The organism is Micromonospora purpureochromogenes (assembly GCF_900091515.1).
GTDB lineage: Bacteria > Actinomycetota > Actinomycetes > Mycobacteriales > Micromonosporaceae > Micromonospora > Micromonospora purpureochromogenes.
Genome location: NZ_LT607410.1, coordinates 5,617,980 through 5,635,727, shown reverse-complemented (window position 1 = coordinate 5,635,727; position 17,748 = coordinate 5,617,980). Strand labels below are relative to the sequence as shown.

The following is a 17,748-nucleotide window of genomic DNA, read 5'->3' as shown; positions in this document are numbered from 1 at the left end:
CTGCGGTGGGGTGGTTCAGCGGGACGCGTCGACGTGGACGCGGTCCACGGTCCAGGCGCGGGCCTGCTCGCTGAGGGTGATGCCCAGCCCGGGCCGGTCCGAGATGTACATGCGGCCGCCACGGGTCTCGAGGCGCTCGTTGAACAACGGGTACAGCCAGTCGAAGTGCTCGACCCACGGCTCGTGCGGGTAGGCGGCCGCCAGGTGCGCGTGGATCTCCATCGCGAAGTGCGGCGCCAGCTGCAGGTTGCTGTGGTCGGCCAGCGTGGCGAGCTTGAGGAACTGGGTGATGCCGCCGATGCGGGGGGCGTCCGGCTGGAGGATGTCCACCGCGCCGGCGCGGATCAGCTCGTAGTGCTCCGCGACGCTGGTCAGCATCTCCCCGGTCGCCACCGCGGTGTCCAGCGCCCGGGCGAGCTGGGCGTGCCCCTCGGCGTCGTAGGCGTCCAGCGGCTCCTCGATCCAGACCAGGCCGAACTCCTCCAGCGCCCGACCGACCCGCATGGCGGTCGGCCGGTCCCACTGCTGATTGGCGTCCACCATGAACGGGACGGCGTCCCCGAGGTGCTCGCGGACGGCGCGAACGCGGCGCAGGTCCTCCGCGGAGTCGGGCTGACCAACTTTGATCTTGATGCCGCCGACGCCCGACTCGAGGGTTCGGGTCGCGTTCTCCAGCACCTGCTCGATCGACTCGTGCAGAAAGCCGCCGGAGGTGTTGTAGCAACGGACCGAGTCCCGGTGCGCGCCCAGCAGCTTGGCCAGCGGCAGCCCGGCGCGCTTCGCCTTGAGGTCCCAGAGCGCGACGTCGATCGCGGCGAGCGCCTGGGTGGCCGCGCCGCTGCGCCCGACCGAGGCGCCGGACCAGACGAGCTTGGTCCACAGCCGGCCGATGTCGCTGGGGTCCTCGCCGATCAGGTCGGGGGCGACCTCCCGGGCGTGCGCGAACTGTGCCGGCCCGCCGGCCCGCTTGGAGTAGCTGAAGCCGACGCCCTCGAACCCCGCCTCGGTACGGATCTCGGCGAAGAGGAACGCGACCTCCGTCATCGGCCGCTGCCGGCCGGTGAGCACCTTCGCGTCGCTGATCCCGGTGCCCAGCGGGAGGGTGACCGACGAGAGGGTCACCGACTCGATCCGGTCGAGGACGGCGGGGGCGGCCGGGACAGGGGTGGGGGTGGTCATGTCTCTCCTTCGTGGGGACGCTGGGGCGGCGGTCAGCGGACCAGGCAGGGGCGCTTGGGATCGAACGCCCAGCCGGGGACGAGGTACTGCATCGCCACGGCGTCGTCGCGGGCGCCCAGGCCGTGCTCCAGGTACAGCTCGTGCGCCGCCGCCAGGGCGTCGCGGTCGAGCTCGACCCCCAGGCCGGGCGCGGTGGGTACGGCGATCTGCCCATCCCGGATCTGCAACGGCCTGCGGGTGAGCGCCTGCCCGTCCTGCCAGATCCAGTGCGTGTCGAGGGCGGTGATCTCGCCAGGGGCGGCCGCGCCCACGTGGGTGAACATCGCCAGCGAGATGTCGAAGTGGTTGTTCGAGTGCGAACCCCAGGTGAGGCCGAAGTCGTGGCACAGCTGGGCGACCCGGACCGAGCCGCGCATCGTCCAGAAGTGCGGATCGGCGAGCGGGATGTCCACCGCGTTCGACCGCACCGCGTGGGCCAGCTGGCGCCAGTCGGTCGCGATCATGTTGGTGGCCGTCGGCAGTCCCGTGACGCGCCGGAACTCCGCCATCGTTTCGCGCCCCGAGAACCCGCCCTCGGCTCCGACCGGGTCCTCGGCGTAGGCGAGCACCCCGTGCAGGTCGCGGCAGAGCTCGACGGCCTCGGCCAGGAGCCAGCCGCCGTTCGGGTCGAGCGTGATGCGGGCGTCCGGGAACCGCTCGGCGAGGGCGCGGACCGCGGCGACCTCCTGCTCGCCGGCCAGCACGCCGCCCTTGAGCTTGAAGTCGGCGAACCCGTAGCGGGCCTGGGCCGCCTCGGCCAGCGCCACGACCGCGTCGGGGGTCAGCGCCGGCCCGCGGCGCAGCCGCTCCCAGTCGTCGGCCGGTTCGGCCTCGTCGAGGTAGGGCAGGTCGGTGGACCGGCGGTCACCGATGTAGAAGAGGTAGCCGAGCATCGGGACCGCGTCGCGCTGCTGTCCGTCGCCAAGCAGCTCCGCTACCGGCACGCCGAGCTGCTGGCCCAGCAGGTCGAGCAGCGCCGACTCCAGCGCGGTCACCGCGTGGACCGTCGTCCGCAGGTCGAAGGTCTGCAGACCGCGCCCGCCTGCGTCCCGGTCGGCGAACGTGTCGGCCACCGCACGCAGCAGCCGGCCGAACTGCGCGACGGGCTGCCCGACGAGCAGCTCACCGGCGTCGGAGATGGTGCGGCGGATCGCCTCACCGCCGGGCACCTCGCCGACGCCGACCCGGCCCTCGCTGTCGGTGACGATGGCGATGTTGCGGGTGAAGAAGGGGCCGTGCGCGCCGCTGAGGTTGAGCAGCATGCTGTCGTGCCCCGCGACGGGCACCGCCTCGACACGGGCCACGGTCGGGGTGCGGCCGGTCATCGCCGTCCTCTCGGTGTCGGTGAGCTGGTCAGGAGATCTTCTCGACCAGGGTGGTCAGCTCGGCGAGCTCGGTCTCGGTCAGGTCCGTCAGCGGGGGCCGGACCCGGCCGCCGTCGCGCCCGACCGCGGTCAGGCCGGCCTTGACGATGGAGACCGCATACCCCTTCGCCCGGTCCCGGATGTCCAGGTACGGGATCACGAAGTCGGTGAGCATCTGGTAGACCGCCGGCCGGTCCTGGGCGCGTACGGCCGCGTAGAACCGGAGCGCGAACTCGGGCAGGAAGTTGTACAGCGCCGAGGAGTAGGTGCTCACGCCGAGCTGAAGCAGCGGCAGCGCGAACGTCTCGGCGGTCGGCAGCCCACCGACGTAGATCAGCCGGTCGCCGACCCGGGCGTAGGTGCGGGTCATCTGCTCGATGTCGCCCACGCCGTCCTTGAGCCCGATCAGGTTGGGGTTCCGGTCGGCGATCTCGGCGACGGTGGCGTCGGTGAGCACCGCGTTCGCCCGGCTGTAGACGATGACGCCCAGCTCGGTCGCTCGGCACACCGCGCTGATGTGCTCCACCAGGCCCTGCTGGCTGGCCTCGGTGAGGTACGGCGGGAACAGCAGCAGCCCGGAGGCGCCGGCGGCCTGGGCGGCCTGCGCCTGGGCGATGGAGACGGCGGTGCCGCCGGTGGCCGGCGCGATGACCGGGACCTTGCCGGCCACCTCGTCGACGGCGACCCGGACGACCCGGTCCATCTCGGCCGAGTTGAGCGAGAATCCCTCACCCGTGCCGCCGGCGGCGAACAGGCCGGCGACGTCGAAGCTCGCCTGCCAGGCCAGGTGCTCGCGGTACCGCGGCTCGTCGAACTGCAGGTCGGCGTCGAAGTGGGTGACCGGGAACGAGAGCAGGCCCGACTTCAGCCGGTCAGCGAGAACGTCCGGGGGCAGCAGCGTCACGGTGATCGTGTCCTTGGGTCCGGGTCCGCGCCGGGGTCAGCCGGTGGCGCGGACGGTGGTCGCGATCACGGTAAGAACCGGCGACGATGCATGTCCAAGAGCAGTTCCGCATCGAACGATGCTCGCCAGGCATCACGCGTCTCCGGTCCGCCGCTCCAGCACGGCCAGCGCCTGCCGCAGGGCCGGGTTCTTCGAGTCTCTGGCCCACAACAGGTGGAGCTCGACCGGCTCGGGTGCCGGTGTTTCCAGCCGGACGAACCCGACCCCCTCGATCGGCAGCCGCGCGGCGGACGCGGGGACGAACGCGACGCCTCGACCGGCCGCCACGAGCCACAGCATGGTGAGCACCTGGCTCACGGTGTGCACGGTGTTCTCGGCGGCGATCGGCACGACGCCCGCGACCAGGTCGTAGAAGTACTTCGCCTTGGTCGGCGAGTGCATGACCACCGGCTCGCCCGCCAGGTCCACCGCCGTCGCCGGCCGGCCCAGCTCCAGCAGCCGGTGACCCACGGGCGCGGCGACGAGCAGCGCCTCCCGGTGCAGCAGCCGCGAGCCGAAGGCCTCCTCGTCGAAGGGTGGGCGGGCCAGCCCGAGGTCGACCTCCTCCTTGAGCAGGCCGGCCACCTGCTCGCGGGTCACCATCTCGGCCAGCTCGACGTCGACGTCGGGCAGCTCGCGGCTCAGGTCGTTCAGCAGCTCGCCGAGGATCCCGTACGCCGAGGCGGCGGTGAACCCGATCCGGACCACGCCGCTGGCCCCGGAGGACACCCGCCGGGCCAGCTCAGGGGCGGAGTCGGCGAGAATGAGCAGGCGGCGGGCCTCGACCAGGAACGCCGCGCCCGCGGCCGTGAGGGTGACCCGCCGGTTGTCCCGCTCCAGCAGCTGGGCGCCCACGACGCGTTCCAGCTTCTGGATCTGGCGACTCAAGGGGGGCTGCGTCATCTGCAGCCGGGCAGCCGCGCGCCCGAAGTGCAGCTCGTCCGCGACCGTTACGAAACCGCGAAGTTGCTCCAACGTAAACGCCATGTCAAGAAGGTATCAATTGATGCTGCATTGGATTTGGACAGGCATGAGCCGAGGTTCCTAGGCTCCCGTCATCCAGGCGTCGTGACCCCACTCACAGCGCCCCGGCTGAAACATGGCTCTGCTAGAGGAGAACGACATGACGATCAACCGCGTGCGCCGGTGGGCGACGGCGGGTGCCGGGGTGGCCCTGGCCCTCTCGCTCGCCGCCTGCGGCGGCAACGTCGGCGGCGGATCCAGCGACGAGGCGAAGTTCCCGGGTAAGTCTCCGATCACGATCCTCGTCGGCCAGGACCCGGGCGGCAGCACCGACCTCATCGCCCGCGCCCTGGCCGAGGAGGTCTCCGACGACCTCGGCGTCCCCGTCACCGTGGAGAACAAGCCCGGCGCGAACGGCGGCCTGGCCGCGAAGGAGCTGGCCGGCGAGAAGGCCGACGGGCACACCCTGATGGTCTACAACGGCAGCCTGGCCTACATCACCCCGCTGGCCGTCGCCGAGGGGCAGGCGCCCGACATCGCGGACTACGAGATCGTCACCGGCATCAGCCAGGACGACTACGTGCTCGTGACGGCCCCGAAGTCCGGTTTCAAGACCGTCGACGACCTGGCCAAGGCCGGGCGGCAGATCACCTTCGGCACCACCGGTGTCGGCACGGGCAGCCAGCTCTCGCAGGAGCTGCTGTTCGCGCAGGCCGACATCGATGCCAAGGCCGTTCCGTTCGACGGTGGATCGCCCACGCTCACCGCGGTCCTCGGCGGCCAGGTGGACGTCGGCTCGATCCAGCTGGGTGAGGCGATCGAGCAGATCGAGGCCGGCAAGCTGACCCCGATCGTGACCTTCGCCGAGAAGCGGCCGACGTACCTGCCCGACACTCCGACCGCCGTGGAGGCGGGCCACGACGTGCCGGTCCAGCAGTCGCGGGCGATCTTCGCCCCGAAGGGCACGCCCAAGGAGGTCATCGACAGCCTCCGCGCGTCGTTCGAGAAGGCGTTCAAGGCCGAGGCGTACCAGAAGTTCAACGAGGACAACCAGCTCACCCCGAACGAGGTCGACGGCGAGGAGTTGCGCAAGCAGTGGATCGGCAACCTGGACAAGTACCGCGGCGTCGTCCAGAAGTACGGCATCCAGCTCGGCGGATCGAAGTGACCTCTGCCCACGACGGGGCGCGCACCCCGGGGAGCCCCGGCGGCCACCCGGCCGCCGGGGCCGCCCCCTCGGGGAGTGGTCTCCCGAGCGGGCCCGTCGGCGGGGAACCTCCCCTCGAGGAGCTCAGCCTCGAGGAGGCGATCCACCGGATCGAGGAGGCCGAACACGAGGGGCGTCCAGCCGCCGCCGGACCGCTGAGCAACGTGCTCACCGCCGCCGCCGTCGTCGCGCTCGGTATCGCCGCGCTCGTCGGCTCCGTCCGCCTCGGCCTCGGGACCGCCCGCAGCCCCGAGTCCGGCACCTGGCCGCTGCTGGTCAGCGCCGTGCTCGTCGTGCTGGGCCTCGGCCTGCTCGCCACGGCCAGGCGGACGACGGACGGCGAACGCTTCTCCGGGGCGAGCTGGCTGGTCCTCGCCGGCCTGGCCACCATGGTGGTGTTCGTCGCGGTCATCGAGGTCATCGGATTCGAGATCCCCGCCGCCCTGCTCGCCTTCGTCTGGCTGCGGTTCCTCGGCCGGGAAGGCTGGCGCACGTCGATCATCACGAGCCTCGCCGTGGTGGTCGCGTTCTATCTGGTCTTCGTGGCGGCCCTCTCGGTCCCCATCCCGCACCTCTTCTAGGAGGGTCCGTGGACTTCGCCCCTGTGCTCGACGGCTTCGGCGTCGTACTCGAGCCGACGAACCTGCTGTACTGCCTGATCGGTGTCGTCATCGGCATGCTGATCGGCGTCCTGCCCGGGCTCGGTCCCGCGGCGACCATCGCGATCCTGCTTCCGGTCACCTTCGGCATCGAGCCGGTGACCGCGATCATCATGCTCGCCGGCATCTTCTACGGAGCCCAGTACGGCGGCACCATCACCTCCGTCCTCCTCCGGCTCCCCGGCGAGGCGTCCTCGGTGGTGACCGTCTTCGACGGCCACGCGCTGGCCCGCCAGGGCCGGGCCGGCACCGCCCTCGGCATCGCCGCCGTCGGGTCGTTCATCGGGGGCACGGTCTCGATCATCGCCCTGACGCTGGTCGCGCCGGTGGTGGCGAGCTTCGCGCTGGACTTCGGCCCACCCGAGTACACCGCCCTGGCCCTGCTCGGCATCCTCCTGGTGGCCACGGTGAGCAGCGGTGGACGGCTCAAGGCCGTGATCGCCGCCGGCATCGGCCTGCTGCTGGCGACGGTTGGCCGGGACAGCTTCACCGGGGCCGAGCGGTTCACCTTCGACAACCTGTCGCTCGCCGACGGCCTGGACTTCGTCCCGATCGCCATGGGGCTCTTCGGTCTCGGCGAGATCCTCTACAACCTCGAGGAGCGCCACCGGGCGGTGCAGGCGCCCACGACGGTGGCCAACGTGTGGCCATCGCGCGCGGACCTGCGCCAGTCGGCGGGAGCCATCGGGCGCGGCTCCGTTCTGGGCTTCGTCCTGGGGATCCTGCCCGGCGGCGGTGCCACGCTGTCCTCCCTGGCCGCCTACGCGCTGGAGAAGCGACGGGCCAAGAACCCTGAGCGGTTCGGCAAGGGCGCCGTCGAGGGCGTCGCCGCCCCGGAAACGGCGAACAACGCGGCCGCGACGTCGTCGTTCATTCCGTTGCTGACGCTCGGCATCCCGGCCAACGCGACGATGGCGGTCATCTTCGGCGCGCTGCTGATCCAGGGCGTGAGCCCCGGCCCTCAGTTGGTCAGCCAGGAGCCCGAGCTGTTCTGGGGCGTGGTCAACTCGATGTACATCGGCAACATCCTGTTGCTGATCATGAGCATCCCGCTGGTCGGCCTGTTCGTGAAGATCCTGCGGGTACGGGCCACGATCCTCGCGCCCATCACCGTCCTGATCACGCTGGTCGGCGTCTACACGGTGAACAACGACGTCTTCGACATCGTGCTGGTGATCGTTTTCGGCGCCCTCGGCTACCTGATGAAGAAGTTGGGCTTCGACCCGGGCCCGCTGGTGCTGGCCTTCGTGCTCGGCTCGCTCCTCGAGGACTCGCTGCGCCGCTCACTGCTGATCTTCGACGGCAACGCGACCGGCTTCTTCACCCGGCCGATCTCCGGGACCCTGCTCGTCCTGTTCCTGCTCGTGGCCCTGCTCCCGCCGATCCGGGCCGCGCTGGCCCGCCGGCGGGCGACGTTCCACCCCGACACCGCGCCCCACGACACCAAGGAGTCCGTGTGACCGTTCTCGTCGCCTACGTCCCCACGCCCGAAGGAAACGCGGCGTTCACGGCGGCCGTCGAGGAGGCCGGACGTCGCCAGGAACCGCTGGTGGTCCTCAACACCCCGCGCGAGGGTGCCCCGGTCAGCGTGGACGTCGCGAGCGAAGCCGCGGTGGCTGCTCTGGTCGAGCAGGCGGCCGCGGCCGGTGTCGACGCCGAGATCCGGCAGGACGCGCACGCCGGAGACCTCGCCGACGAGGTCGTGCGCGTCGCCGACGTGGTCGACGCCTCGGTGATCGTGATCGGTCTCCGCCGCCGCTCACCGGTCGGCAAGCTGATCATGGGCAGCGCGGCGCAGCGGATCCTGCTCGACGCCGACCGGCCCGTCCTCGCCGTCAAGCCCTGACGTCGGTGCCGGGCCGGCGGAAGACGGCGCCCTTCCTACCTCTGGGCCAGACCGAGCGCGGTGGCGGTGGCGAGGGCCCAGGCGGCGGTCACCGCGAGCAGCAGCCGCTCCAGGCCGCCCACCAGGCCGCCCCGCCCCACGATCAGCATCGCCAGCGCGATCGCGGCGGCCAGCGGCAACGCCAGGGCGACGCCGACGCCGGCGATCCGGCGCAGCGGCGGGTGCGCGGCGGGGGAGAGCAGCAGCGCCAGCATCGCGAAGACCACGGCGGCCACCGCAGCGATGCTCGCCCCGCCGTGCACCAGGTCCGCCACCGTGGCCGCCTCGAAGGGCGGCAGCGGGCAGCCGGCGCTGCACGTGACGGCGCCGGAGAGGGCGGTGAGGACCGAGCCCGCGCCGAGCAGCGCCGCCGCGGCCCGGAGCGCCGGGGGCAGCGCCGTGGCGAGCAGCAGCAGCGCCGCGGCCAGGGCGAACACCCCGATCCGGTACGTGGGGGCGTAGCGGCTGCCGGCGATGCCGGCCTCGCTGACGTACCCGGTCAGACCCGATCCGGGACCGGCGACCACGGCGACCGTCACCGCGACCGTGCCGGCCAGCATGCAGCCGGCGGCCGACGCGGCGGCGACGCGGGCGGTGGTGGTCTCAGCCACGCCCGTGCGGCGTGGTCCAGCCGCGCAGGTCCGGGCCGAGCGGCACGATGCGGGTCGGGTTGATCATCTCGTGGGTGGCGTAGTAGTGCCGCTTGATGTGGTCGAAGTCGACCGTCTCCCCGAAGCCCGGCGTCTGGAACAGGTCCCGCGCGTACGCCCAGAGCACCGGCATCTCGGTCAGCTTCTGCCGGTTGCACTTGAAGTGCCCGTGGTACGCCACGTCGAAGCGGACCAGCGTGGTGAACAGCCGTACGTCCGCCTCGGTGATCTGCTCGCCCATCAGGTAGCGGCGCCCGGCCAACCGCTCCGACAGCGCGTCCAGCCGGGCGAAGAGCGCGGTGTACGCCTCGTCGTACGCCTCCTGGGAGGTGGCGAAGCCGCACCGGTAGACGCCGTTGTTGACGTCCCGGTGGATCTCGGCCATCAGCGCGTCCATCTCGGGGCGCAGCTCGACCGGGTAGAGGTCCGGCGCGCCCGGGGCGTGAAACCGCCGCCACTCGGTGGAGAAGTCCAGCGTGAGCTGGGGGTAGTCGTTGGTGACCACCCGCCCGGTGAGCGTGTCGATCAGCGCCGGGACGGTCACCCGCCCGGTGTAGTCCGGGTCGGTGGCCAGGTACGCGTCGGAGAGGAAGCCGATGCCGAGCGCCGGGTCGAAGCCGTCCGGGTCGAGGCTGAACCGCCAGCCCCGCTCGTCCCGGATCGGGTCGACCGTGCCCAGCGAGACGACCTCATCCAGGCCGAGCAGACTGCGCACGATCCGCGCCCGGTGCGCCCACGGGCAGGCGCGGCACCAGATCAGCCGGTAGCGGTCCGGCTCCAGCGGCCAGCGGTCCTGCTCGTCCGGCCCGCCACCGGGCGGCGAGGTGGAGTGCGGGGTGACCCGACCGGTGAACCGGTTGGGCTGGCGGACGAACGCGCCGCCGCCGGCGGTCTCTGCGCTGAACTGGGCCCGGGCCATGCCGTCAACCTATCCGCTCGGCCCGCGGATATCCTGGCGCTCGGGCGTCCCCGCGACCCGGGCCGACGCGCCGCCGCCGAGCCCCTTCCACCCCCCGAAGGACAGCGCCGATGACCGTGGCATACCTCGTGGCCGGAGTCCGCACCCCGATCGGCCGGTACGCCGGCGCCCTCGCCGGGGTACGCCCCGACGACCTCGCCGCCCACGTGATCCGCGAGCTGGTCGCCCGCCACCCCTCGGTGGACTGGGCCCGCACCGACGACGTGGTGCTCGGCTGCGCCAACCAGGCCGGCGAGGACAACCGCAACGTCGCCCGGATGGCGGCGCTGCTCGGCGGGCTGCCCGAGGAGGTCCCCGGCAGCACGGTCAACCGGCTCTGCGGCTCCGGCCTGGACGCGCTGGCCACCGCCGCCCGGTCCATCATGGCCGGCGAGGCCGACCTGGTGGTCGCCGGCGGGGTGGAGAGCATGAGCCGCGCGCCGTTCGTCATGCCGAAGGCGGCGACGCCGTTCGCCCGCACCGCCGAGGTGTACGACACCACCATCGGCTGGCGGCTGGTCAACCCGCTGATGAAGGCCGGCTGGGGCATCGACTCGATGCCCGAGACGGCGGAGAACGTGGCCGCCGAGTTCGGCGTCGACCGGGCCGCGCAGGACGAGTTCGCGCTGCGCTCCCAGCAGCGGGCCGCCAAGGCGCAGGCCGACGGCCGATTCGCCGAGGAGATCGTGCCGGTGACCGTGCCGGCCGGGCGGCGCGAGACGAAGCTGGTCGAGGTCGACGAGCACCCCCGGGAGACGTCGCTGGAGAAGCTGGCGGCGCTGCCCACCCCGTTCCGCGAGGGCGGCACGGTGACCGCCGGCAACTCCTCCGGCGTCAACGACGGCGCGGTGGCGCTGCTGGTCGCCTCCGAGGCCGCGGTCGCCCGGTACGGACTGACCCCGCTGGCCCGGGTCGGCGGGGCCGCCGCGGCCGGCGTACCGCCCCGGATCATGGGCATCGGGCCGGTGCCGGCCACCCGTAAGCTGCTCGACCGGCTCGGCGTGGGCCTCGGCGACGTCGACGTGGTCGAGCTGAACGAGGCGTTCGCCGCGCAGGGAGTGGCGGTGCTGCGCGAGCTGGGCCTGCCGGAGGACGCCGAGCACGTCAACCCCAACGGCGGCGCCATCGCGCTCGGCCACCCGCTCGGCGCCAGCGGCGCCCGGCTGGCGCTGACCGCCGCGCTGGAGCTGCGCCGCCGGGGCGGCCGGCGGGCGCTGGCCACCATGTGCATCGGCGTCGGGCAGGGCATCGCGCTGATGCTGGAGTCCGCCGCCTGACCCGTCGCGCCGACGGCCGGCGCGAGGTCGAGCGGCTGCCGGTGTCCCGGGCCCCGGGACACCGGCGGGTACCGTCGTCGGGACGCTGCGGGCGGACAGGTGATCACCCCCTCAAATGTGGATCTCCCGCGCTCGGGCGTACGCGCCTAGAGTGGTCAGCACCACACCTTCCGCGGGTCGGCCGGTGTCGCCTCCGCGTGCCTGCGCGCGTCCGGACACCGGTGCCCTCCCGCACCGCGGCGACGAACTGGGGCGAACGGATGCAGATGCCGGACGGAACTCCCGCCGAGATAGACCTGAGCCGGCCGAGCGCGGCCCGGGTCTACGACTACTTCCTCGGCGGCGCGCACAACTTCGAGATCGACCGGCAGCTCGCCGAGCAGATAGCCAGCATGACGCCGAACCTGGCGGCCACCATGCGCTCCGGGCGGGAGTTCCTGCGCCGGGCCGTCCGGGTGCTGCTCGACGCCGGCATCGACCAGTTCCTCGACATCGGCTCGGGCATCCCCACCGTCGGCAACGTGCACGAGGTGGCGCAGGCCGTCAACCCGCAGGCCCGGATCGTCTACGTCGACATCGATCCGGTGGCCGTGGCGCACAGCCTGGAGCTGCTCGCCGGCAACGACCGGGCCACCGCGATCCGCGCCGACCTGCGGGAGCCCAAGCTGATCCTGGACGAGGCCCGGGCCAGCGGCCTGATCGACTTCAGCCGCCCGGTCGGCATCCTGCTCGCCGGGGTGGTGCACTTCATCCCCGACGTCGACCGCCCGGCCGACATCCTCGCCGCCCTGCGGGCCGCCGCGGTGCCCGGCAGCTTCCTGGTCGTCTCCCACTCGACCTTCGAGGACCAGCCGCAGGAGATGCTCGACGCGCAGCGGCTGTCGGCGCGTACCGCCACCGAGATCACGCTGCGCTCCCGGGCCGAGATCACCGGCTTCTTCGGCGACTGGACGATCCTGGAGCCGGGCGTGGTGCACATGCCGCTGTGGCGGCCGGACTCACCCTCCGACGTGGACGAGCACCCGGAGCGGTTCGGCGCCTTCGGCGGCGTCGCCCGGTACGACCGCGCCGCCGGCTGAGCCCGACATGGCCGCCGTCCCGGATTCCGGCGGGGACGCTCTCAGCCGCCCCGGCGCCCAGCGGTACGCCGCCGACTGGGCCCGGGCGGTGCGCCGGCTCGGTTTCGTGCCGCTGAGCGCGGAGGAGACCGAGCGGCTGCTGCTCGTCCACACCGTACGGCTGGGCCAGGCCGTGCTGGCCCGGCAGTTCTCCGCCACCCCGGCGGAGGACGTGGGCCGGGCGCTGGTGGAGGCGCACCTCACCGAGCCCCGGGTGCTGGACTGGTCGGTGCACGCCCTCGGTCACCGGTTCCTGGCACAGGTGCTGCCGGACCGGGTCCACCCCGCCGACGCCGCCGACCGGGTGGCGGCGTTGCAGGGGGCGCTCGCGGCCGGCTTCGCCCGCGCCCTGCGCAACCGGACCTTCAGCCAGCAGGAACGCATCGCCCGCTCGGCCTGGCAGGCCCGCGACGCGGTGGAGCGGGCGCTGCGCGACAGCGAGGCCCGCTTCCGCGCGGTCTTCACCGGCGCGGCGATCGGGATCGGCATCGCCGGCATCGACGGGCAGATCATCGAGGTCAACCAGTCCTTCGCCGACATGCTGGGCTACACCGTCGACGAGCTGCGCCAGATCAACGTGGCGTCGCTGTTCCACGCCGACGACGCCGCCGGCATGTGGGAGCTGTACCAGGAGCTGATCGAGGGCAAGCACGACCACGCCCGGGTGGAGAAGCGCTACCACCGCAAGGACGGCACCGTCGTCTGGACCGACCTGGCGGTCTCGCTGATCCGGCACGACGACGGACGCCCCCGGTTCACGGTGGCGATGATCGAGGACATCACCGAGCGGTACGAACTCCAGCAGCGACTGCGGTTCCAGGCCCTGCACGACCCGCTGACCGGCCTGCCCAACCGGACGCTGTTCTTCGAGACCCTGGGGCGGTGCTTCGAGCGGGCCGGTCCGGAGCAGCGGATCGCCGTCTGCTTCCTGGACCTGGACGGCTTCAAGGCGGTCAACGACAGCCTCGGCCACGACCTCGGCGACCGGCTGCTGATCACCATCGCCCGCCGGCTGGCCGACTGCGTGGCCGGGCAGGGTCACCTGGTCGCCCGAATGGGCGGCGACGAGTTCGTCATCCTGGTCGACGGCGGCGACGGGCTGGACGACGCCGTCGGCGTCGCCGAGCTGGCCCTGGCCGCCGTCTCCGCCCCGGTGCTGGTCGGCGACCAGCAGCTCGCGGTCTCCGCCAGCGTCGGCGTGGTGGAGTGCCCGGCCGCGGAGACCAGCGCCTCCGAGCTGATGAAGGCCGCCGACACCACCCTGTACTGGGCGAAGGCGGAGGGCCGGGGCCGCTGGGCGGTGTACGACCCGGAGCGCAGCGCCGCCGACATCGCCCGGTCGGCGCTCGCCGCCGGGCTGCCGGCCGCCCTGGACCGGGACGAGTTCGTGGTCCACTACCAGCCGATCGTCTCGCTGCTGGACGGGGAGATGCTGGCGGTGGAGGCGCTGGTCCGCTGGCGACACCCGGAGCTGGGCCTGGTCGGGCCGGACCGGTTCATCGGGCTGGCCGAGGAGACCGGCCTGATCGTCCGGCTCGGCGAGTGGGTGCTGGGGCAGGCCTGCCGCGACGCCCGGGCCTGGCACCGTGAGTTCCCCGCGCAGCCGCTGGTGGTCAGCGTCAACCTGGCCGCCCGGCAGGCCGACGAGCCGGCCATCGTGGACACTGTGGCGGACGCGCTGAGCCGGACGGGCCTGCCGGCGGAGCTGTTGCAGCTGGAGTTGACCGAGAGCGCGGTGATGGGCACCGCGGGCGAGCCGCTGCGCTCGCTGCGCCGGCTCGCCGGGCTGGGCGTCCGGCTCGCCATCGACGACTTCGGCACCGGATACTCCAACCTGGCGTACCTGCGGCGGCTGCCGATCCACTGCCTGAAGCTGGCCGGCCCGTTCGTCGAGGGGATCCGGGCCGAGGAACCGGACGCCCCCGTCGACCATCGGGACGAGCGCATCGTGGACGCCCTGGTCCGGCTCGCGCACGCGCTGGAGCTGTCGGTGACCGCCGAGGCCGTGGAGACCGGCGCCCAGGCCGAACGGCTGCGGGCGCTGCGCTGCGACACCGGTCAGGGGCGCTGGTTCGGCCCGCCGATGCCGGCGGAGGAGATCACCGCCCGGCTGCGCGGCGGGGAGGCGGCGGCGTGAGCGGTCGGGTCGGGCGCGGCGGGGCGTACCCGGGTGGTGGTCCCACCGGGGGCCGTGGGCGACGGGCGGAGGCGGCGTGGGCCTGACCGATTCACAGGCGGCCGTGTCGGTGGTGGCCGCGCTGGCCATCCTGGCCGGACTGGCCGGCGTGGTGGTGCCCGGGCTGCCGGCGCTGCCGCTGTGCTGGGGCGGCGTGCTGGTCTGGGCGCTCTTCGGCGGCGCGGGCCCGGGCCGGTGGGCGGTGCTCGCCGCGGCCACCCTGGTCGCCGCCGGCGGGACCGTCGTCAAGTACGCCTGGCCGGGGCGGAACCTGAAACGGACCGGGGTACCCACCTCGTCGCTGCTCGCCGGCGGCCTGCTCGGCCTGGTGGGGTTCTTCGTGATCCCGGTGGTGGGGCTGGTGCTCGGCTTCGTCGGCGGGGTGTTCGGCGCCGAGCGGCTGCGACTGGGCAGCAACCAGCTCGCCTGGCCGGCGACCGTGCAGGCGCTCAAGGCGGCCGGGCTGTCGATGATGGTGGAGTTCCTGGCCGGGCTGGTCGTCGCCGCCCTCTGGGTCGCCGGCCTGCTGTTCGCCTGAGCCAGCGGCCGGTCCGGGCGGTGGGCACCGGTCAGGCCGACGCCATGCGGATCACCGTTCTCGGCGGGCTCGATGCGTGGCCCGAATGGTGACCGGCCCGCCGGCGCCCGGCGCGCTCGACCAGCGGCAGAGGAGGATGCCGACCGCCCCAGCCGCGCGCTGATCTTGCAGACGACACCTCGCACGATGGCTCGGCGCATAAGGAAGACTGGCGGGCATGGCTGACTTGGGCGATGCGAAGGCTGCGCTGCACCACTACCTCCAGGCGACTCGCGAAGACCTGATCTGGAAGCTCGACGGGCTGAGCGAACGCGAAGCCAGACTGCCTCGCACCGCGACCGGCAACAACCTGCTGGGAGTCCTCAAGCATTGCCTCAATGTCGAAGCCGGCTACTTCGGGCCTACCTTCGGACGCGAATTCCCGACGCCTGAGGAACTGGTCCCCATGCAGGCGTTCGAGGAGGACCCGCAGGCAGACTGGTACGCGCGAGAGGAGGAGACGAAGGATGGGCTGATCGACCTGTATCGCCGTGTCGGGGTGTTCGCGGATCAGACGATCGAACAACTACCGCTCGAGGCTCCGGGGCGGGTGCCGTGGTGGCGGCCAGGTGCACAGGCCGTGACGCTGCAAAGGATCATCGTCCACGTGACCTGCGACCTCGCTCGTCACGCCGGTCACGCCGACATCATGCGCGAGCAGCACGACACGGCGATCGGCCTGCGGCGGGAGAACACCAACATCCCCGACGACTATGACTGGCCGGCGTACGTCAGCAAGCTGACGAAGCTGGCTGACCGCTTCGGATAGCCGCCCGGTCCCGTCGGCACACTCGGTGAGTTCAGCATCCGCTCTTCGGCACGTCCGGATGCGTGCACCCGTGAGCTGGTTGCCTTGCGGGACGAGCGCTGCGCGGCAAGTGAGTGCACATGATCATGAAGATGCCGGTTACGGCGAGTTCGGAGGCTTATCCTTCTGCGGGTGAATCGTCTCGTGACGGGCCAGCATGGCAACGAACTCGCTGATCTTCCGCTCGCGGGTCTGCGCCCGTTTGACGGCATTGACGCGGTGGATGAGAGCGAACCGGTTGGTTTTGGTGAGTACGTCGAACATGGCCTGGGCGGCGGGGTCGGCAGCGATGGAGGCGAGGAGGTCGGCCGGCACCTCGGCTTCCGACGGCGGGGCGTAGGCGGCCGCCCATCGCCCGTCCGCCTTCGCGGCTTCCACCGCGGCGCGGCCTGGGGGCAGCATTCGCCCCTGCGCCTCCAGCCGGGCCACGTGGGCGACGTTGCGTTGTGACCAGGAACTGCGGGGCCTGCGAGGGGTGAACCGGATCCAGGAGGTTTCCTGATCCCGTTTGCGGGTTTGCCCGTCGATCCAGCCGAAACACAGGGCCTCGTCGACCGCCTGCTGCCAGGTCAGCGTTGTGACTGTGCCGCCCTTCTTGGTCAGGGCGAGCCAGACGCCGGGCGACGTGGCGTGGTTGGCCGACAACCACGCGCGCAGCGCGTCGGCGTCCGCGACGATCAACTCATCCAGTTCAGCGCTGGCCATGACGGCAGGCTACCGCTGCGCTGTTGCCGCGGCCTCTGCCTGAGGGCCAGCCCGACTCGCCGGGGTGCCGGCGCGCCGGTCGCTCGGCGGACCGTCGGGGGCAGGACCTCGATGCTCAGGACGGTCTCGACGTCGACCTGGCATGTCGGACTCCTCGTGCACGTGCCGGTTGCGGCGAGCGTCGTCCACGACCACGGGCCTCTGAGAATCGCCAGCGCCATCCACGGTGGCCGCCAGACGCCGTACGAGTGGGCGACGCCCGGGGATCCAGCCGCGCACCTCAACCGCTCGGTCTGCGGCAGATCCGGATATGTGATCAAGCGTCGGCGATACCGCCGGGGGCAGGTATTGACCGATGCCCCGAGCTGAGCGCGATGCGGACGAAGGCGGCGAGTGCCGGTGAGCGTTGCTGTGCCGGCCAGGCGAGCAGCAGCCGGCTCGGCGCCGCGTCCTGCACGGGCACGCACACCACGTCGCGTCGCAGCTGGCCCTGTAGCGAGGCCGGCACCAGGACGGTGGCACGGCCGAGCGCGACGAGTTGCAGTGCCGCGGCCGGGTCGAGGGCGACGCGGGTGGCGGGAAGCAGGTTGGCGGCTACGTCGGCCAGCCGCAGTGTCGCAGCGCCGGCCAGCGGGTGGTCGCCGGCCAGCGCGACTACCTGCGGCTCTACTAGAAGCACCTCGCTGTCCAGTTGGTCCAGGTCCGGCTGGTGACCCTGGACAAGGGCCGCGTCCGCCGCGCCGCGCCGCAGCAGACCCGTCTGTTCATCGGCGGCGCAGGGCACCAGCTCAACCTCGACGGCGCACGGTTCGTCGCGGTACGCCGCAAGGATCGGCGCCAGCAGGCCGCCGTCGCCGCCAGGCTTGAGCGCAAGCCGCAGCCGAGGCCGCGCCGCCGTTCGGGCCCGCGCGACTGCGGTGTCGATCGTGTCGAGTGCCCGACGCCCCTCGGCGAGCAGCACTTCGCCAGCCACGGTGAGCGCCACCCGGCGGCTGGTGCGCTCCAGTAGCACGACCCCGAGCCGCCGTTCGAGCCGGCTGATCGCCCGTGACAGTGGCGGTTGCGCGATGCCGAGCCGCTGCGCCGCCCGGCCGAAGTGGCAGGTCTCGGCGACTGCGACGAAGTACGCCAGTTCCCGCGTCTCGATGCGGTCCGCACCGCTTCCACGATCCATACCTGCAGGGTATCGGTGCGGTGTGTGGATTGGTGTTGGTCCCCGCCGCGACCGGTGTTGTGCTGG

Annotated in this window: 17 protein-coding genes; 9 read left to right on the top strand and 8 right to left on the bottom strand. The window is 72.4% G+C overall.

All coding sequences use genetic code 11. The features are described 5' to 3' along the window. Positions 1 to 15: 15 nt before the first annotated feature. The 4 genes from GA0074696_RS25680 to GA0074696_RS25665 all read right to left on the bottom strand — a co-directional run bounded on the left by GA0074696_RS25680 (position 16) and on the right by GA0074696_RS25665 (position 4,512). On the bottom strand, positions 16 to 1,179 hold the full coding sequence (locus GA0074696_RS25680; protein ID WP_088963453.1) for an L-talarate/galactarate dehydratase: 1,164 nt from the start codon (positions 1,177 to 1,179) through the stop codon (positions 16 to 18). A 32-nt stretch (positions 1,180 to 1,211) separates the two neighbouring features. Next, entirely contained in the window at positions 1,212 to 2,543 is a 1,332-nt protein-coding gene (locus tag GA0074696_RS25675; RefSeq protein WP_088963452.1) for an enolase C-terminal domain-like protein, read from the bottom strand. Positions 2,544 to 2,571: 28 nt separating this feature from the next. Next, positions 2,572 to 3,486 (bottom strand): 5-dehydro-4-deoxyglucarate dehydratase, encoded by a 915-nt coding sequence (kdgD, locus tag GA0074696_RS25670; RefSeq protein WP_088963451.1) that lies wholly within the window; start codon positions 3,484 to 3,486, stop codon positions 2,572 to 2,574. 132 nt (positions 3,487 to 3,618) lie between these two features. Further along, positions 3,619 to 4,512, bottom strand: a complete 894-nt coding sequence (locus GA0074696_RS25665; RefSeq protein WP_088963450.1) for a LysR family transcriptional regulator — start codon at positions 4,510 to 4,512, stop codon at positions 3,619 to 3,621. 136 nt (positions 4,513 to 4,648) lie between these two features. Here GA0074696_RS25665 and GA0074696_RS25660 point away from each other — a divergent pair, with 136 nt between their 5' ends. The 4 genes from GA0074696_RS25660 to GA0074696_RS25645 are packed head-to-tail and all read left to right on the top strand — an operon-like array spanning position 4,649 to position 8,200. Further along, a complete protein-coding gene (locus GA0074696_RS25660) occupies positions 4,649 to 5,656 on the top strand; it encodes a Bug family tripartite tricarboxylate transporter substrate binding protein (protein ID WP_088963449.1) in 1,008 nt (335 codons plus the stop codon). Then, positions 5,653 to 6,276, top strand: a complete 624-nt coding sequence (locus GA0074696_RS25655) for a tripartite tricarboxylate transporter TctB family protein (protein WP_088963448.1) — start codon at positions 5,653 to 5,655, stop codon at positions 6,274 to 6,276. Before GA0074696_RS25660 ends, GA0074696_RS25655 begins: the two co-directional genes overlap by 4 nt. A gap of 8 nt (positions 6,277 to 6,284) precedes the next feature. Then, positions 6,285 to 7,814 carry a tripartite tricarboxylate transporter permease gene (locus GA0074696_RS25650; RefSeq protein WP_088963447.1) on the top strand — a complete coding sequence of 510 codons (1,530 nt, stop codon included), beginning with the start codon at positions 6,285 to 6,287 and terminating at the stop codon, positions 7,812 to 7,814. Continuing rightward, a complete protein-coding gene (locus GA0074696_RS25645; RefSeq protein WP_088963446.1) occupies positions 7,811 to 8,200 on the top strand; it encodes a universal stress protein in 390 nt (129 codons plus the stop codon). The genes GA0074696_RS25650 and GA0074696_RS25645 overlap by 4 nt, the downstream gene beginning before the upstream one ends. A 35-nt stretch (positions 8,201 to 8,235) precedes the next feature. Here the strand turns inward: GA0074696_RS25645 and GA0074696_RS25640 are convergent, their stop codons facing one another. Next, positions 8,236 to 8,850, bottom strand: coding sequence for a DUF998 domain-containing protein (locus tag GA0074696_RS25640; RefSeq protein ID WP_088963445.1), 615 nt, complete (start codon positions 8,848 to 8,850; stop codon positions 8,236 to 8,238). Continuing rightward, complete coding sequence (locus GA0074696_RS25635) at positions 8,843 to 9,808, bottom strand: glutathione S-transferase family protein (RefSeq protein WP_088963444.1); 966 nt, start codon at positions 9,806 to 9,808, stop codon at positions 8,843 to 8,845. The genes GA0074696_RS25640 and GA0074696_RS25635 overlap by 8 nt, the downstream gene beginning before the upstream one ends. 110 nt (positions 9,809 to 9,918) lie before the next feature. On the opposite strand from GA0074696_RS25635, the gene pcaF reads away from it, so the two are divergent. The 5 genes from pcaF to GA0074696_RS25610 all read left to right on the top strand — a co-directional run bounded on the left by pcaF (position 9,919) and on the right by GA0074696_RS25610 (position 15,764). Further along, entirely contained in the window at positions 9,919 to 11,124 is a 1,206-nt protein-coding gene (gene pcaF / locus GA0074696_RS25630; RefSeq protein WP_088963443.1) for a 3-oxoadipyl-CoA thiolase, read from the top strand. Positions 11,125 to 11,384: 260 nt separating this feature from the next. Beyond that, on the top strand, positions 11,385 to 12,203 hold the full coding sequence (locus tag GA0074696_RS25625; RefSeq protein ID WP_088964817.1) for an SAM-dependent methyltransferase: 819 nt from the start codon (positions 11,385 to 11,387) through the stop codon (positions 12,201 to 12,203). Between the two features lie 7 nt (positions 12,204 to 12,210). Next, on the top strand, positions 12,211 to 14,379 hold the full coding sequence (locus GA0074696_RS25620) for a putative bifunctional diguanylate cyclase/phosphodiesterase (RefSeq protein ID WP_088963442.1): 2,169 nt from the start codon (positions 12,211 to 12,213) through the stop codon (positions 14,377 to 14,379). A gap of 76 nt (positions 14,380 to 14,455) precedes the next feature. Continuing rightward, the gene (locus GA0074696_RS25615; RefSeq protein WP_088963441.1) at positions 14,456 to 14,956 is read left to right on the top strand and encodes a DUF456 domain-containing protein; all 501 of its coding nucleotides are present in this window, start codon (positions 14,456 to 14,458) and stop codon (positions 14,954 to 14,956) included. Between the two features lie 217 nt (positions 14,957 to 15,173). Next, entirely contained in the window at positions 15,174 to 15,764 is a 591-nt protein-coding gene (locus GA0074696_RS25610; RefSeq protein ID WP_088963440.1) for a DinB family protein, read from the top strand. 138 nt (positions 15,765 to 15,902) lie between these two features. Here the strand turns inward: GA0074696_RS25610 and GA0074696_RS25605 are convergent, their stop codons facing one another. Both GA0074696_RS25605 and GA0074696_RS25600 read right to left on the bottom strand, forming a co-directional pair. Further along, the gene (locus GA0074696_RS25605) at positions 15,903 to 16,508 is read right to left on the bottom strand and encodes a YdeI/OmpD-associated family protein (protein WP_088963439.1); all 606 of its coding nucleotides are present in this window, start codon (positions 16,506 to 16,508) and stop codon (positions 15,903 to 15,905) included. 316 nt (positions 16,509 to 16,824) lie between these two features. Beyond that, positions 16,825 to 17,682 (bottom strand): LysR family transcriptional regulator, encoded by an 858-nt coding sequence (locus GA0074696_RS25600; protein ID WP_088963438.1) that lies wholly within the window; start codon positions 17,680 to 17,682, stop codon positions 16,825 to 16,827. Positions 17,683 to 17,748: the final 66 nt, after the last annotated feature.

What these genes read in the sequence shown, in the direction of transcription:
- GA0074696_RS25680 (WP_088963453.1), bottom strand. Translation starts at nt 1,179, where the DNA reads ATGACCACCCCCACCCCTGTCCCGGCCGCCCCCGCCGTCCTCGACCGG.
- GA0074696_RS25675 (WP_088963452.1), bottom strand. Translation starts at nt 2,543, where the DNA reads ATGACCGGCCGCACCCCGACCGTGGCCCGTGTCGAGGCGGTGCCCGTC.
- GA0074696_RS25665 (WP_088963450.1), bottom strand. Translation starts at nt 4,512, where the DNA reads ATGGCGTTTACGTTGGAGCAACTTCGCGGTTTCGTAACGGTCGCGGAC.
- GA0074696_RS25660 (WP_088963449.1), top strand. Translation starts at nt 4,649, where the DNA reads ATGACGATCAACCGCGTGCGCCGGTGGGCGACGGCGGGTGCCGGGGTG.
- GA0074696_RS25635 (WP_088963444.1), bottom strand. Translation starts at nt 9,808, where the DNA reads ATGGCCCGGGCCCAGTTCAGCGCAGAGACCGCCGGCGGCGGCGCGTTC.
- pcaF (WP_088963443.1), top strand. Translation starts at nt 9,919, where the DNA reads ATGACCGTGGCATACCTCGTGGCCGGAGTCCGCACCCCGATCGGCCGG.
- GA0074696_RS25625 (WP_088964817.1), top strand. Translation starts at nt 11,385, where the DNA reads ATGCAGATGCCGGACGGAACTCCCGCCGAGATAGACCTGAGCCGGCCG.
- GA0074696_RS25620 (WP_088963442.1), top strand. Translation starts at nt 12,211, where the DNA reads ATGGCCGCCGTCCCGGATTCCGGCGGGGACGCTCTCAGCCGCCCCGGC.
- GA0074696_RS25610 (WP_088963440.1), top strand. Translation starts at nt 15,174, where the DNA reads ATGGCTGACTTGGGCGATGCGAAGGCTGCGCTGCACCACTACCTCCAG.
- GA0074696_RS25605 (WP_088963439.1), bottom strand. Translation starts at nt 16,508, where the DNA reads ATGGCCAGCGCTGAACTGGATGAGTTGATCGTCGCGGACGCCGACGCG.
- GA0074696_RS25600 (WP_088963438.1), bottom strand. Translation starts at nt 17,682, where the DNA reads ATGGATCGTGGAAGCGGTGCGGACCGCATCGAGACGCGGGAACTGGCG.